This window comes from Streptomyces kurssanovii (assembly GCF_040677245.1).
Lineage (GTDB): Bacteria > Actinomycetota > Actinomycetes > Streptomycetales > Streptomycetaceae > Streptomyces > Streptomyces kurssanovii.
The window spans coordinates 49,681-63,046 of the sequence record NZ_JBFAQK010000014.1 but is presented as its reverse complement, the minus strand read 5'-3'; the positions used below and the strand labels follow the sequence as shown (position 1 = coordinate 63,046).

The window sequence follows — 13,366 nt, the reverse complement described above, 5'->3', positions numbered from 1 at the left end:
TGCACGTCCGGTCAGTCGTTGGGGACGACCTCGTAACGCGGGGTGCCCTCCGCCATCTGCCGCAGCGCGTCCTTGCGCTCACGCTTGGAGAGACGGTCGATGTACAGGTACCCGTACAGATGATCGGTCTCGTGCTGCAGGCAGCGGGCGAAGTAGCCGGTGCCGCGCACCTTGATCGGATTGCCCTGCGCGTCCTGACCGCGGACCACCGCGTAGTCGGGACGGGCCAGTGAGGCGTACGCCGTCGGCACGGAGAGGCAGCCCTCGTTGGAGTCGTCGAGGACGCGCTCCTCCGGCGGCAGCTCCTCCAGGACCGGGTTGCAGACCACACCGGTGTGCCGCACGCCGTCGTCGTCCGGGCAGTCGTAGACGAACACCTTCAGGTCGACACCGATCTGGTTGGCGGCCAGCCCCACGCCCTCAGCCGTCTTCTGGCTGGCGAACATGTCGTCGATGAGGGCGGCGAGCTTGTCGTCGAACTCGGTGACGTCCTTGCACTCCTTGTGGAGCACGGGGTTCCCGACGACCGTGATCGGGCGCGACGTGCCGCGCTCGCGGTACGCCAGTTCACGCTCCTCGCAGTTCTCCGTGTCCACGAGGAAACCCTCCTCGTCGACCCGCTGGTCCGTCCCCTGCTGCGACTGCTGCGACGCCATGTCAGCCTCTGCGCCCTTCTCAGTACCCGACCATGGCCCGATGCCCGGTCACTCACGTGTCCGTACAGCCTACGGGCAGGCGTCAGCAGACTTCCTCGAGATCCCGCCACTCCCGGGAGTCCGGGCTGTCGGCGACCCAGCCGTCGAGCAGGCCCCGCACCAGTCCGGCGGGCGCCGCTATGCCGCATTCGCGCTCCGGCGACCAGAGGTCCCCGCCCGTACGGTGCCCCAGCGGCCCCGGGTGGCCCGGTTCGCTGTGGTCGTGCGGATCGAGGTGCTCCCCCTCGCCCTCCGCACTCGGCATGCTGCCCTCGGAACAGGCCCGGCACAGCAGCCGCACGGAGGAGGACCAGTCCTCCGCGGCGAATCCGGCATCCGCCGCCAGCCGCTCCAGGGCGTCCCGGTCGGACTCCGTCGCCGCTTCCAGCAGGACCACCCAGGTCGGGACGGGAGAAGGCGCCCAGAGCTCGATCTCGTCGAAGACCGGGAAGGACGGACCCGCGGTCGTGGTGCGCTCACCGTTCGGGACGCCGTCGTGCAGCACGACCTCTCCCCAGCGCCGCCCGGACGACGGCAGCGGGATGGAGAGCACCTCTATCCGGGCCGGGTCGAGCCTGCGGCCCCACACCACCTCGGCCTCGCCCTCGGGCGAGAGCCGCACCGCCGCGCTGCCCAGGTCCATGCCGACGGGCTCGCCGTTCGCCGCGGCCGCGCCGGGGACCTTCAGGCCGTACGCCTGCCAGGCGCGGCGGGCCAGCGGCCAGTCCTGGAGTGCGGTGGCGGCGATGCCGACGTTCCACCAGTCCGGGGCGCCCGTCTCCTTGTCCAGCAGCGCGACCGCCCGCAGCCCCGCGGCGCGGGCCTGCTCCCAGTCGTGCCGGAACTTGTGCAGCAGCGCCAGATTGAACCAGGACTCCGAGAGCCAGGGCTCAAGATCCGCCGCCCGCGTCAGCAGCGCGCCCGCGTCCTCGTACCGGCCGTCGCCGATCAGCGTGAACGCGCGGTCCGTGGCCTGCCGCCAAGAGGCGGAGGGCCGATGCCGTACCTTCCCGAAGATCCTCACGATTCCCGCCTGCCGGTCGCTCGGGGCACTGCCCGGACGCATGACTGTCTGCCTGCTTCTGTGCCTTCTTTCGCATCCAACCATGCCCGGTCGCAGGCTCGCTCATTACCCATGGGTTACCCCGTCGGGACAGGGGCCGGACCGCCTCACACAAGGACTCTGCCCAGGACTCTGGCCAGGGATTCGACCACCTCGGGCTGGTAGTCGTGCCCTGTGCCCAGCCTCAGCTGCTCCAGTGCGGCCAGCGCCCCGCCCGCTCTGCCTCCGCTTCCCCCGGCCAGGTCGTCGTATGCGTTGACGGCACGCACGATCCTGGCGGCCAGGGGCTGGTCCCGGTACGGGTCGGCCTGCTGTTCCACGACGGCGGCCACGGCCGGCGGGACGCCGGTGCGCCGGACCACGGCTCCGCCGAGCAGCGCGATACGGCGCTGTTCGGCCGGCGGCAGCGAAGCGGTGGCACCGTCCGGTACGGGGTCGACGAGCGACAGCTGCCCGATGTCGTGCATCAGCGCCGCGTACTCCAGCAAGGTCAGGTCGGGCCCGGACAGACCCATCTCCCGTCCGACGGCCGTGCTGAGCTCCGCCACCCGGCGGGCGTGGCCCTGCCGGGTGTAGCCGGCGACCTCGGTGGCGCGGGCGAGGGAGGCGATCGTCTGGCCGTAGGTGGCGCGCACGGCCGCGTAACGCCGGAAGGACAGCTGGGTGAGCAGCAGCGGCACACAGAACACCGGCAGGGCCCACAGGCCCGCGACGGCCACCGCCAGGGCCATCACCGCGCCGGTCGCGCCGACGGCGGAGCCGATGCCCGGCAGCGCCCGCAGCTCGTCCCGCAGCAGCGGCCCGAAGGGGTGGCCGGTGTGGGCGCGCAGCATGACGGCGGCCAGCACGGCGTCGCACAGCGCGGTCAGCACCACCAGGACCAGCAGGAAAAGGGCGTAATAGGGACCCTGCCCGAGCCACAGGCCCAACTCACCGGAGACGTACAGCGGCTGGAAGCACACCGCGGCGAATCCGACGGTCAGCACCCGCCGTGCCACATGGTCGAGGGCGGGCCCCTGACCGCGGGCGACGTGCGGCACGGCGCCGACGAGTGCGCCCGCGACGACGACGGCGACGACCTGGAAGGCCCCGTGCCCCGTAGGCTCCCCGGCGCACTCGCCGAGCAGCGCGTACGCCAGCGCGCCGGCGGCCCCCAGCGGGGCGGGCTCCCTCTCCCCGGGGACCGCTCCCCACCGGGCGAGCTCCCCGACGGCGATGAACGCGCCGAAGGCGAGGGCGTTCGCGGGCTGTGCCACCCCGTGGGACACGACCCACACGAGAGCGGCCGCGGCCACGGCGACCGCGGCCGCGTGGATGGCATGGAGGACGCGTACGGGCCGGCGTGCGCGGGCGTCATTCACGCCCGGCTCCGCCGGAGTGGGCCGCTCACCCGGTCCGTATCTGATGCGAAGCCCCCGTTCCCGGCGACTGCGGCGTCCGGGACGGCCCCATCGGCACCGCCTCGTCCGAGGTCACCGACGTCTGCCACCCGTGCCGCTCCAGCGCGCGCGCCAAGGCCCGCACCATCCTGGGGTCGAACTGGGTACCGGCGCACCGCTCCAGCTCGCGCAGGGCGACGGGCACCGGCCGGGCGCGCCGGTAGGAACGGGTGGACGTCATCGCGTCGAACGCGTCGGCCACCGCGACCACCCGGGCGAACTCGGGGATCTGGTGGCCGACGAGTCCGTACGGGTATCCGCTGCCGTCCATGCGTTCGTGGTGGTGCAGGATCGCCGCCCGGGCCTCCCCGAGGAAGCCGATACCGCGCACCATCTCGTGCCCGTACTCCGGGTGGAGCTCGATCACCCGCCGTTCCTCCGGCGTCAGCGGCCCCTCCTTGCGGAGCACCCTCGTCGGCACCCCCAGCTTGCCCACGTCGTGCAGGATGCCGGCGAACCGGACGACTTCGAGGCGCTCCTCCTCCATGCTCAGTTCCCTGGCGATCAGCACAGAGGCCCGGCCGACGCGTTCGCTGTGCCCGCGCGTGTACCGGTCCTTGATGTCGACGGCCTGCACCAGGGCCCGGATCGTCGCCTGATGGGCGGCGCGCTCGCGGTGGTACTGGGCGAAGATCCAGCAGGAGATGTACATGGGGAGCAGCACGAAAAGGGCGGAGAACGGCCCGTACGAGCTGCCCCACAGGACCGCCATCATCAGTCCGGCGAGCCCGTGCACACAGTGCGGTGCCGCCGAGCCGGAGAGACCCCGCCGGACGGCCGGCGGGGGAACCGATCCCCACCGCGCGCTGCGTGGAGGAGGTACCCCGACCGCCGTGGCGCGGATGCCGCCGTCGAGGACGGTCAGCAGCAGACAGCAGACGAGCGATCCGGCGAGGGCCGGCACGAGGACGTACGGGAAGTCCGGTGCCCGTGGCGTTCGTTCGCCGCCGAGCAGCAGATAGGCATGGGCGGCGCCCCAGGTGGCGAGGGCCAGCCGGGCCGCGCGCCAGGTCCGGCGGACCCCGGCCGGCGGTCCGTCCACCCGTCCGAGCAGCGCGCCCGGCACGGGGACCAGAGCGGCCGCGGCGGGCGGTAGCAGAAGGGCGGCTGCCAGCAGCACGGGGAAGAACGTCCCCGCACCGAGGGGGGCGGAGTCGTCGCCGTCACGCCGGCGGGCGGGCAGCTCGCCCCCGGCGTACAGGGCGGCGAGCAGCAGTACGGTCGGCCAGGGCACCACGGCGGCGGGGAGGGCCACCGGAGCGGCGGCCACCGCGGCGCAGAGGATCACGGCGAGGATGTACGCGCGCGCCGCCGCCGGTATGGCCGTCACTGCCCCACGCCCTCCTCACAACCTCCTCGAGCAGCGCCACGCTAGCGAGTTGGGGAGTGACAGGAGGACGTACGGCGAGCATTCGCACGTACGGGTGACAGGGCCGGCAACGCACAGGGTGCGCCGCGATGTTCGCGGCGCACCCTGTGCGCACGGCCGGTGTGTGCGGCGGCCCTAGTCCTGGGCGGTCGCCACGTCCTTGTCGGGGACGGCCTGCCCCGAGCGGATCAGGTCGATGCGCCCCATGACCTTGGCCCGCAGGTCGCTGGGCACGTCGTCCTGCCCGCAGCACCGCTTGACCAGCTTCTTCACCGCTTGCTCCAGGCCGTACTTCTCCAGGCACGGGGAGCACTCCTCGAAGTGCACCTCGAACTTGGTGCAGTCACTGTCGGGCATCTCGTGGTCGAGGAACTCGTAGAGATGGTCCAGGACCTCCGAGCAGTCCGTCTCGTGCGGCTCTCCGCAGCTCATGAGCCCGAGCCTTTCGCGTCGTTCGACTCCCCCGCACCGGCCGGGACGAGCCCGCGCTCGCGGGCGTAGTCCTCGAGCATGCCGCGCAGTTGGCGGCGGCCGCGGTGCAGGCGGGACATCACCGTACCGATGGGTGTTCCCATGATGTCCGCGATCTCCTTGTACGCAAAGCCCTCGACGTCGGCGAGATAGACCGCGATCCGGAACTCCTCGGGGATCGCCTGCAGGGCTTCCTTGACGTCCGAGTCCGGCAGATGGTCGAGGGCCTGCGACTCCGCGGAACGCAGCCCGGTCGACATGTGCGACTCGGCACGCGCGAGCTGCCAGTCCTCGATCTCCTCCGCCGCGCTGCGCTGGGGCTCGCGCTGCTTCTTGCGGTAGGAGTTGATGAAGGTGTTCGTGAGGATCCGGTACATCCACGCCTTGAGGTTCGTGCCCTCACGGAACTGGTGGAAGGACCCGTACGCCTTCGCGTACGTCTCCTGCACAAGATCCTCGGCATCGGCGGGATTGCGCGTCATGCGCAGCGCGGCCGAATACATCTGGTCCAGGTAGCCGAGAGCGTCCCGCTCGAAGCGGGCATTGCGCTCGAGCGTCGTCTCCTCGGACGTCTGCGCCTGACCGTCGTCGGTCCCTGCGTCGGTCCCAGTGACCGGACCCACCTCCTCCAACGCTGTGGCGGGGCCGAATGCCGACCCGCTCGAATCGGAGAATAGTCGACCTTGGTCCGCCGGGCCCTGCCGATTCACGTCACCCGCCGCAGGAACCGGCCCGCTCTTGCCCTGCGACAGCACCGTCCAGTCCAACCCGTTGGCGCGCTCGGCTGTCGGGCAGAAGGTCGTACCCATGCGGCGGACTCCCTACTCCATGCTCTGTTCTGACGTTCGCCTCAACAGCCACGGCCGGTGTCTCATTCCCGGAAGGACCCGGTCCACCCGGTCACGGCGTCCGTGATGGTGAGAAGGGTCTCGTCCTCGGTGATCCCGGCGCGCTTGGGCACGGCGAACCCGTGGTCCCCGTGGGCCACTTCCACCAGTTCGTAGGACCCCTCGGGGAACTCGCCGGGCCGCCCGAAGGGGTCGCTGCCGCCTTGCACCACGAGCGTCGGCACGCCCGCGCCGAGCAGCTCGTCCGCGCGGGACTTCTCCGGCCGCCCCGGCGGGTGCAGCGGGAAACTCAGCGCCAGGACGCCGGCCGCGCCGAGCTCCGCGGCGGTCCTGCACGCCACGCGCGCGCCGGCGCTGCGTCCGCCGGCGACGACCGGCAGCCCTTTCTTCGCGAGCGCCGGCCAGAGGTCGCGCCAGGCGGCGTCCAGGGTCCGCGGCGCTGGAGCCACCTTCTTGCCGGCCACCCGCCAGGGCTGCTCCACGAGGGCGACGGTGACGCCGCGCGCGGGCAGGACGCGCGCGATCGCCTGCAGATCCCGCGCTTCGATCCCGCCGCCGGCACCGTGCCCGAGCGCCAGCACGAGGTGCGCGCGCTTCCCGCCGAACCAGGTGATCCGGGCGTCCCCGCCGGCGACCTCGATGATCTCTTTCCGCTCCATCCGGCCATTCTGGCGCGGGGCCGCACGCCGCGCCGTTCCCGTAGGCGGCCCGGTCGGCACACGAGACGCCGGCTGCCGCCGGGTCTGCCGGTGAAGGTCAGGAGGAGCGCCTCCGGGTCAGAACAGCGTCGCCTCTTCCGGCGCGGGCAGTTCCTCCAGCAGCTCCGGGCCGTTGTTCCGCACGTTGCTCACCGCCGTCGTCACCGGGTAGGCCCTCATCAGCCCGCCCGGCGGCGGCTCCAGCAGCGACCGGAGCTCCTCCGGGTCGGTCCGGGCCGGGTCCAGCCACGCGTCCCAGCGTTCCGGCGTCAGCATCAGCGGCATCCGGGGGTGGATGTCCGCCAGCGTCTGGGGCCCCTCCGCCGGCGCGACGCCCAGCGGCCCGGTCTCCGCCTCCGTCGTGATCACGGAGCAGGTCACCCACCAGGCCTGCGGATGGTCGTCCGGCAGGGTGCGGTCGCGCCAGAACTCGTAGAGCCCCGCCATCGCGAACACCGACCCGTCGGCGGGCGTGACGAAGTACGGCTGCTTCCGCGGCCGCTTCTTCTTCCCCTCGACCTCCAGCTCGCGTTCGCCGGAGCCGGTGACCCACTCGTAGTAGCCGTCGGCGGGCAGGATGCAGCGCCGGGTGAGGAAGGGCCGGCGGAACGACGGTTTGTCGTGCACCGTCTCCGCCCGCGCGTTGATCATCCGTGCCGCGCCCTCCGGCGTCTTGGCCCACGAGGGCACCAGCCCCCACTTCAGCGTGCGCATCTGGCGAACCGGGGCACGGTCTCCCGCGTCCTTGAGAGGGCGTTCGAGAATCGCGTAGACCTCTTTGGTGGGCGCCACGTTCCAGTCGGGTTCCAGGGTCTCCTTCGGCTCCCACTTCTCGACCTCGAAGATTCCTACGAGGTCCTCCGGCCTACGACTCGCTGCATACCGTCCGCACATAAGTGCCACACTGCCACTTCCGTACGCCGTCCGAGGGAGCCGCCCGCGAAATGGTCACCACATACGCCGGCGCGGCGAACGCGTCATTCACCGACCTGTGGGACCGCCTCTTCGGCACCCAGACCGCTCCGGAGCCGTGGCTCGTCGCCGTCACCGGGCTGGTGTCGCTCGCCGCGGTCATGCCGAACTTCCTGTGGCGTCTGACACGTAACGCCGTCACGATCGCCCACGAGGGCGGCCACGGACTCGTGGCCCTGGTCACGGGACGCCGGCTGCAGAGCATCCGGCTGCACTCCGACACCAGTGGTCTGACCGTCAGCCGCGGCAGGCCGACCGGCATCGGAATGATCCTCACGGCCGCCGCGGGCTACACGGCGGCCCCGCTGCTCGGTCTGGGCGGCGCCTGGCTGCTCGCCGCGCACCACATCACGCTGCTGCTGTGGCTGGCGACCGCGCTGCTGCTGGCGCTGCTCGTCATGGTGCGCAACGCGTACGGGGTGCTGACGGTCACGGTCACCGGGGCGGCGTTCCTGCTGGTGTCGTGGCTGACGGGGCCGGCCGTGCAGTCCGTCTTCGCGTACACGGCCGTGTGGTTCATGCTGCTCGGCGGCGTGCGGCCGGTCTTCGAGCTCCAGTCCAAGCGGCGGTACGGCGGTGCGCCGGACTCGGACGCCGACCAGCTCGCCAGACTCACCCATGTGCCACCGGCGATCTGGTTGTTCTTCTTCCACGCGGTGTCGGTCTGCTCGCTGATCGGCGGCGGCCGCTGGCTGCTCGGCCTGTGAGACTCCGGCCGTCACACCGCCTATCACCTCCCCGTTACGCCCCGGTTTCCACATATTTGATCAAGATCTGGGATCGCGCAGAGCCACTAAAGTGAGGGCCATGACCGAAAGCGCCGTGCAGCCCGCCCTCTGGCCCGCCCCCCTTGCGACCGGAGCCGTCGAAGCGACGGTCACCGTGCCCGGTTCGAAATCCGTCACCAATCGCGCCCTCGTCCTGGCCGCGCTGGCCGCCGAGCCCGGCTGGCTGCGCCGCCCGCTGCGCTCGCGCGACACCCTGCTGATGTCCGCGGCCCTTCAGGCGATGGGCGTGGGCATCGAGGAGACGGTCTCTTCGAGCACCGCGGGCGGCTCGGCCGACGAGGCCGTCGGCGGAGCCGGCGAGGCATGGCGCGTGATCCCCTCCGGCCTGAACGGACCCGCCACCGTCGACGTCGGCAACGCGGGCACCGTGATGCGTTTCCTGCCGCCGGTGGCCGCTCTGGCCGACGGCCCGATCCGCTTCGACGGCGACCCTCGTTCGTACGAGCGCCCGCTGAACGGCGTCATCGACGCGCTGCGGACCCTCGGCGCCCGGATCGACGACGACGGCCGTGGCTCGCTGCCCATGACCGTGCACGGCGGCGGCGCCCTGGAGGGCGGACCGGTACGGATCGACGCCTCCTCGTCGTCCCAGTTCGTCTCCGCGCTGCTGCTGTCCGCCCCGCGCTTCAACCAGGGTGTGGAGGTACGGCACGTCGGCGGCCGGCTCCCGTCCATGCCCCACATCCGGATGACCGTGGACATGCTGCGCGCCGTGGGCGCCCAGGTCGACGAGCCGGAGACCGGCGGCGAGCCCGACGTCTGGCGGGTGTCGCACAGCGCGCTGCTCGGCCGCGACCTCACGATCGAACCGGATCTGTCCAACGCCCAGCCGTTCCTGGCGGCGGCACTGGTGACCGGCGGCCGGGTGACGATCCCCGACTGGCCGGAGCGCACCACCCAGCCCGGTGACGCGCTGCGCGAGATCTTCACCGAGATGGGCGGTTCCTGCGAACTGACGACGACGCCGAACGGCACGGCCCTGGTCTTCACCGGCAGCGGCCGTATCCACGGCATCGACGTCGACCTCGGCGAGGTCGGCGAGCTGACCCCCGGCATCGCGGCGGTCGCGGCCCTCGCGGACTCCCCTTCGACGCTGCGCGGTGTGGCCCACCTGCGTCTGCACGAGACGGACCGGCTGGCGGCGCTCACCAAGGAGATCAACGAGCTCGGCGGCGACGTGACCGAGACGGAGGACGGCCTCCACATCCGCCCGCGCCCCCTGCACGGCGGGGTCTTCCGCACCTACGACGACCACCGGATGGCGACGGCGGGCTCGGTGATCGGTCTCGCGGTCGAGGGCGTGCAGATCGAGAACGTGGCGACGACCGCCAAGACCCTGCCCGACTTCCCGCGGATGTGGGCCGAAATGCTCGAGGCCTGAGATCATGCGGCGCTACGGCAAGCACACCGACGAGGACGACATCCGGTCCCGGCCGAACCGCAAGGGCAACCGGCCGAGGACCAACATCCGCCCCAAGCACGAGGACGCCCTGGAGGGCATGGTCCTCACCGTCGACCGCGGCAGGCTGACCTGCCTCGTCGGGGACCGGATCATCACGGCGATGAAGGCCCGGGAACTGGGCCGCAAAGCGGCCGTCGTCGGTGACCGGGTCGGGATCGTGGGCGACCTGTCGGGCGACAAGGACACCCTCGCGAGGATCGTCCGTATCGAGAAGCGCTCCTCCGTGCTGCGCCGTACCGCCGACGACGACGATCCGTTCGAGCGGGTCGTCGTCGCGAACGCCGACCGGCTCGCCATCGTCACCGCCCTCGCCGATCCCGAACCGCGCCCGCGCCTGATCGACCGCTGCTTGGTCGCGGCGTACGACGGCGGGCTCGAACCGCTGCTGGTGCTGACGAAGTCGGATCTCGCGTCGCCCGACGAACTGCTGGAGATGTACGGCGCGCTGGGCGTCCCGTACGTGGTCACCACTCGTGACGAGTTCGTCGACGGGCGCGCCGCGGAGCGGGTGCGCGAGCATCTGGTCGGCCGGACGACCGCGTTCGTCGGGCACTCCGGCGTCGGCAAGACGACCCTGGTCAACGCCCTCGTCCCGGACGAGATGCGGCGGAGCACCGGCCATGTCAACGCGGTCACGGGGCGCGGGCGGCACACCACGACCTCCGCGCTCGCCCTCCCGCTCGCGGACGAGAAGGGCGGCTGGGTGATCGACACTCCCGGCGTCCGCTCCTTCGGACTGCACCATGTCGACCCGTCCCGGGTCATCAACGCCTTCCCCGACCTGGTGCCCGGCACCGAGGGCTGCCCGCGCGCCTGCTCGCACGACGAGCCGGACTGCGCCCTGGACGACTGGGTGGCGGAGGGCCACGCCGATCCGGCGCGGCTCTATTCGCTGCGGCGGCTGCTCGCCACCCGGGAGCGACGCGAAGGCGACTGAGTCATCCGTGTTTGCGGTCCCCGGCGCCTGGTAAGTGCATAATCGCACCAGGTCGGACCGGCCGGTCAGACCGATCGGTCCGCGGCCCGGTCGGTCCCGGACCAGGCGGTCGTCGACTACGCGGGAGGCCCAGTACTCATGGCGTGGCTGCTGGTGGTGGTTGCGGGGTTCCTCGAAACAGGCTTCGCCGTGTGTCTCAAGCTGTCGCACGGCTTCACGCGGCTGTGGCCCACGGTCGCCTTCGCCGCTTTCGCGCTGGGCAGCTTCGGTCTGCTGACCCTGTCGCTGAAGAAGCTGGACGTGGGCCCGGCCTACGCGGTGTGGACGGGGATCGGCGCAGCCGGCACAGCCATCTACGGCATGATCTTCCTCGACGACCTGGTCTCCACCCTCAAGATCGTCTCGATCACACTGGTGATCGTCGGGGTCATCGGTCTGCAGCTCTCGGGCTCGTCGCAGTGATCCCGTCGCCCACCGCCGCCCGCACCAGCTGGGCGACACTTCCGCCGGCCGGCGCGACGACGAACGACAGCGCGAGCCGCACCGCGAGTTCGCAGCGCTGAGGCAGGTCGCCCGCTCCGCCGTCCCCGTCCCCGGACCGTCGACCGTGTCCCGGCACACCGAGCGAACGGTCCCGCACGGCCGCGACCAGCTCCGCCGGACCCGGCAGCCGCGCGTCCGCGCGACGCTGGGCGGGCACCCGTGAGACCACGGTCCCGCCGCGGAGCGGGAGCGGCACCGGCAGCCGTTCACCCCAGCAGCCTGTGAGCAGCGCGCGCAGCACGGGTCTCGCACGCGCCTCCCTGACGGTCCACTCGGCGACGGACACGAGCCGGTCGGCGACCGAGGCACTCTGCGCCATCAGCCGGTCCACCCCGCGCAAGTAGGCGTCGGCCTCCCGCCGCACGAGGGCACGGGCCAGACCGTCCTTGCTGCCGAACTCGTTGTAGAGGGTCTGGCGGGAGACGCCCGCGGCGGAGGCGACGTCGACCATCCGTATCCCGGACCAGGGCAGGTCGCGCAGCGCCGCCAGAGCGGCGTTCAGCAGTGACTCCCGCGCTGCGGGCATGGTCGCCTCCCCGGCCGAGCAACTCCGGTCACAGAGTTGACGGGTCGCGTTCCCCTGTCAATACGGACGGCGGGAGGCCGTCGCCGCGGACGGCCGGGGAACGACCGGGCCTGCACGGATAGAGTGGCGGTCATGCCCGACTACCACGATGATCTGCGGCTTGCCCACGTCCTCGCGGACGCGGCCGACGCCACCACCATGGACCGGTTCAAGGCCCTCGACCTCAAGGTCGAGACGAAACCGGACATGACGCCGGTGAGCGAGGCCGACAAGGCGGCGGAGGAGCTCATCCGCGGGCATCTGCAACGGGCACGGCCACGCGACGCGATCCTCGGCGAGGAGTACGGCATCGAGGGCACCGGGCCGCGGCGCTGGGTCGTCGACCCGATCGACGGCACGAAGAACTATGTGCGCGGCGTGCCGGTCTGGGCGACGCTGATCTCGCTCATGGAGGCGGGAGAGGGCGGCTACCAGCCCGTCGTGGGCGTGGTGTCGGCTCCGGCGCTCGGCAGGCGCTGGTGGGCGGCGAAGGGCGGAGGCGCGTACACCGGCCGCAGCCTGACGTCCGCGTCCCGCCTGCACGTCTCGAAGGTCGAGCGCATCGAGGACGCCTCGTTCGCGTACTCGTCACTGACCGGCTGGGAGGCCCAGGGCCGTCTCGACGGGTTCATGGACCTGACGCGCTCGGTCTGGCGCACCCGGGGCTACGGCGACTTCTGGCCGTACATGATGGTCGCCGAGGGTTCGGTCGACATCTGCGCGGAGCCGGAGCTGTCCCTGTGGGACATGGCCGCGCCGGCGATCGTCGTCCAGGAGGCGGGCGGCGTCTTCACGGGCCTCGACGGGCGACAGGGACCGCACAGCGGCAACGCCGCGGCCTCGAACGGGCTCCTCCATGAGGAGCTGCTGGGTTACCTCAACCAGCAGTACTGAGGCACACAGCGACGGCGTCCTCAGCGACGGCGGACCGGCGTGCGCCGCTCGTGCAGGGGCGTACGCCGGTCCGCCGGAGGCTCATGCGCGGGCCGGAGAGGCCGCGCACGCCCTCTTGCTGCCGTCCCGGAGGGCTGCAACTCTGAGAGTCCCCACACTTGTGAACTTGTGAATCGGTTCTCTAGCGGCCGATCACCAAGGAGGTGGCTCCCTTCATGCTCGTCCGTGACGCCATGAGCACGGTGGTCCTCACCATCGGACCCGCACACACACTCCGCCAGGCGGCCCGGCTGATGGCCGCCCGCCGCGTAGGCGCGGCAGTGGTCCTCGACTCCGACTCGAGCCTCGGCATCCTCACAGAACGGGACATCCTGAACTCGGTGGGCCTGGGGCAGGACCCCGATCTGGAGACCGCAGGCACCCACACCACCACCGACGTCGTCTTCGCCGCGCCTTCCTGGACCCTGGAGGAGGCGGCGGGGGCCATGACTCACGGCGGGTTCCGCCATCTGATCGTGACGGACGGGGACGGGCCGATCGGCGTGGTCTCCGTCCGGGACATCATCCGCTGCTGGGCCCCGGCCAAGAGCCGGGTGGTCGCCTAGCGGGCCTTACGCCGGAA

15 protein-coding genes are annotated in these 13,366 nt (G+C 71.7%); 6 read left to right on the top strand and 9 right to left on the bottom strand.

The features are described 5' to 3' along the window. Positions 1-11: 11 nt before the first annotated feature. From def to AB0K36_RS13205, 8 genes are all read right to left on the bottom strand, one after another. A complete protein-coding gene (gene def, locus AB0K36_RS13240) occupies positions 12-656 on the bottom strand; it encodes a peptide deformylase (protein ID WP_364592547.1) in 645 nt (214 codons plus the stop codon). Between the two features lie 82 nt (positions 657-738). Further along, positions 739-1,719: a tetratricopeptide repeat protein gene (locus tag AB0K36_RS13235; RefSeq protein WP_189466066.1), complete on the bottom strand. Its 981-nt coding sequence runs from the start codon at positions 1,717-1,719 to the stop codon at positions 739-741. A gap of 146 nt (positions 1,720-1,865) precedes the next feature. Next, positions 1,866-3,119 (bottom strand): HD-GYP domain-containing protein, encoded by a 1,254-nt coding sequence (locus tag AB0K36_RS13230; RefSeq protein ID WP_435877857.1) that lies wholly within the window; start codon positions 3,117-3,119, stop codon positions 1,866-1,868. A gap of 25 nt (positions 3,120-3,144) precedes the next feature. After that, positions 3,145-4,527, bottom strand: coding sequence for an HD-GYP domain-containing protein (locus AB0K36_RS13225; protein ID WP_364592544.1), 1,383 nt, complete (start codon positions 4,525-4,527; stop codon positions 3,145-3,147). A gap of 174 nt (positions 4,528-4,701) precedes the next feature. After that, entirely contained in the window at positions 4,702-4,998 is a 297-nt protein-coding gene (gene rsrA / locus AB0K36_RS13220) for a mycothiol system anti-sigma-R factor (protein WP_005312173.1), read from the bottom strand. Beyond that, complete coding sequence (locus AB0K36_RS13215) at positions 4,995-5,660, bottom strand: sigma-70 family RNA polymerase sigma factor (RefSeq protein ID WP_037773788.1); 666 nt, start codon at positions 5,658-5,660, stop codon at positions 4,995-4,997. Before AB0K36_RS13215 ends, rsrA begins: the two co-directional genes overlap by 4 nt. A 248-nt stretch (positions 5,661-5,908) precedes the next feature. Next, the gene (locus tag AB0K36_RS13210; RefSeq protein WP_364592539.1) at positions 5,909-6,544 is read right to left on the bottom strand and encodes an alpha/beta hydrolase family protein; all 636 of its coding nucleotides are present in this window, start codon (positions 6,542-6,544) and stop codon (positions 5,909-5,911) included. Between the two features lie 117 nt (positions 6,545-6,661). After that, on the bottom strand, positions 6,662-7,477 hold the full coding sequence (locus AB0K36_RS13205; protein ID WP_364592536.1) for an SOS response-associated peptidase: 816 nt from the start codon (positions 7,475-7,477) through the stop codon (positions 6,662-6,664). A 50-nt stretch (positions 7,478-7,527) separates the two neighbouring features. On the opposite strand from AB0K36_RS13205, the gene AB0K36_RS13200 reads away from it, so the two are divergent. The 4 genes from AB0K36_RS13200 (at position 7,528) to AB0K36_RS13185 (ending at position 11,204) form a co-directional block, all read left to right on the top strand. After that, positions 7,528-8,262: a M50 family metallopeptidase gene (locus tag AB0K36_RS13200; RefSeq protein ID WP_364592533.1), complete on the top strand. Its 735-nt coding sequence runs from the start codon at positions 7,528-7,530 to the stop codon at positions 8,260-8,262. Between the two features lie 100 nt (positions 8,263-8,362). Then, on the top strand, positions 8,363-9,724 hold the full coding sequence (gene aroA / locus AB0K36_RS13195; RefSeq protein WP_364592530.1) for a 3-phosphoshikimate 1-carboxyvinyltransferase: 1,362 nt from the start codon (positions 8,363-8,365) through the stop codon (positions 9,722-9,724). A 4-nt stretch (positions 9,725-9,728) separates the two neighbouring features. Beyond that, positions 9,729-10,742, top strand: a complete 1,014-nt coding sequence (gene rsgA / locus AB0K36_RS13190) for a ribosome small subunit-dependent GTPase A (RefSeq protein ID WP_364592527.1) — start codon at positions 9,729-9,731, stop codon at positions 10,740-10,742. A 138-nt stretch (positions 10,743-10,880) separates the two neighbouring features. Further along, positions 10,881-11,204, top strand: coding sequence for a DMT family transporter (locus tag AB0K36_RS13185; protein WP_189466081.1), 324 nt, complete (start codon positions 10,881-10,883; stop codon positions 11,202-11,204). Here AB0K36_RS13185 and AB0K36_RS13180 read toward each other — a convergent pair. Continuing rightward, a complete protein-coding gene (locus AB0K36_RS13180) occupies positions 11,170-11,811 on the bottom strand; it encodes a TetR/AcrR family transcriptional regulator (protein ID WP_364592523.1) in 642 nt (213 codons plus the stop codon). The genes AB0K36_RS13185 and AB0K36_RS13180 overlap by 35 nt on opposite strands. Before the next feature lie 132 nt (positions 11,812-11,943). Between AB0K36_RS13180 and hisN the strand changes: the two genes are divergently transcribed. Both hisN and AB0K36_RS13170 read left to right on the top strand, forming a co-directional pair. Then, positions 11,944-12,744, top strand: a complete 801-nt coding sequence (hisN, locus tag AB0K36_RS13175; RefSeq protein ID WP_364592520.1) for a histidinol-phosphatase — start codon at positions 11,944-11,946, stop codon at positions 12,742-12,744. A gap of 215 nt (positions 12,745-12,959) precedes the next feature. Next, a complete protein-coding gene (locus AB0K36_RS13170; RefSeq protein WP_189466087.1) occupies positions 12,960-13,349 on the top strand; it encodes a CBS domain-containing protein in 390 nt (129 codons plus the stop codon). Positions 13,350-13,366 lie beyond the last annotated feature (17 nt).

What these genes read in the sequence shown, in the direction of transcription:
- AB0K36_RS13200 (WP_364592533.1), top strand. Translation starts at nt 7,528, where the DNA reads ATGGTCACCACATACGCCGGCGCGGCGAACGCGTCATTCACCGACCTG.
- AB0K36_RS13205 (WP_364592536.1), bottom strand. Translation starts at nt 7,477, where the DNA reads ATGTGCGGACGGTATGCAGCGAGTCGTAGGCCGGAGGACCTCGTAGGA.
- rsgA (WP_364592527.1), top strand. Translation starts at nt 9,729, where the DNA reads ATGCGGCGCTACGGCAAGCACACCGACGAGGACGACATCCGGTCCCGG.
- def (WP_364592547.1), bottom strand. Translation starts at nt 656, where the DNA reads ATGGCGTCGCAGCAGTCGCAGCAGGGGACGGACCAGCGGGTCGACGAG.
- AB0K36_RS13170 (WP_189466087.1), top strand. Translation starts at nt 12,960, where the DNA reads ATGCTCGTCCGTGACGCCATGAGCACGGTGGTCCTCACCATCGGACCC.
- AB0K36_RS13180 (WP_364592523.1), bottom strand. Translation starts at nt 11,811, where the DNA reads ATGCCCGCAGCGCGGGAGTCACTGCTGAACGCCGCTCTGGCGGCGCTG.
- AB0K36_RS13210 (WP_364592539.1), bottom strand. Translation starts at nt 6,544, where the DNA reads ATGGAGCGGAAAGAGATCATCGAGGTCGCCGGCGGGGACGCCCGGATC.
- AB0K36_RS13185 (WP_189466081.1), top strand. Translation starts at nt 10,881, where the DNA reads ATGGCGTGGCTGCTGGTGGTGGTTGCGGGGTTCCTCGAAACAGGCTTC.
- hisN (WP_364592520.1), top strand. Translation starts at nt 11,944, where the DNA reads ATGCCCGACTACCACGATGATCTGCGGCTTGCCCACGTCCTCGCGGAC.
- aroA (WP_364592530.1), top strand. Translation starts at nt 8,363, where the DNA reads ATGACCGAAAGCGCCGTGCAGCCCGCCCTCTGGCCCGCCCCCCTTGCG.
- rsrA (WP_005312173.1), bottom strand. Translation starts at nt 4,998, where the DNA reads ATGAGCTGCGGAGAGCCGCACGAGACGGACTGCTCGGAGGTCCTGGAC.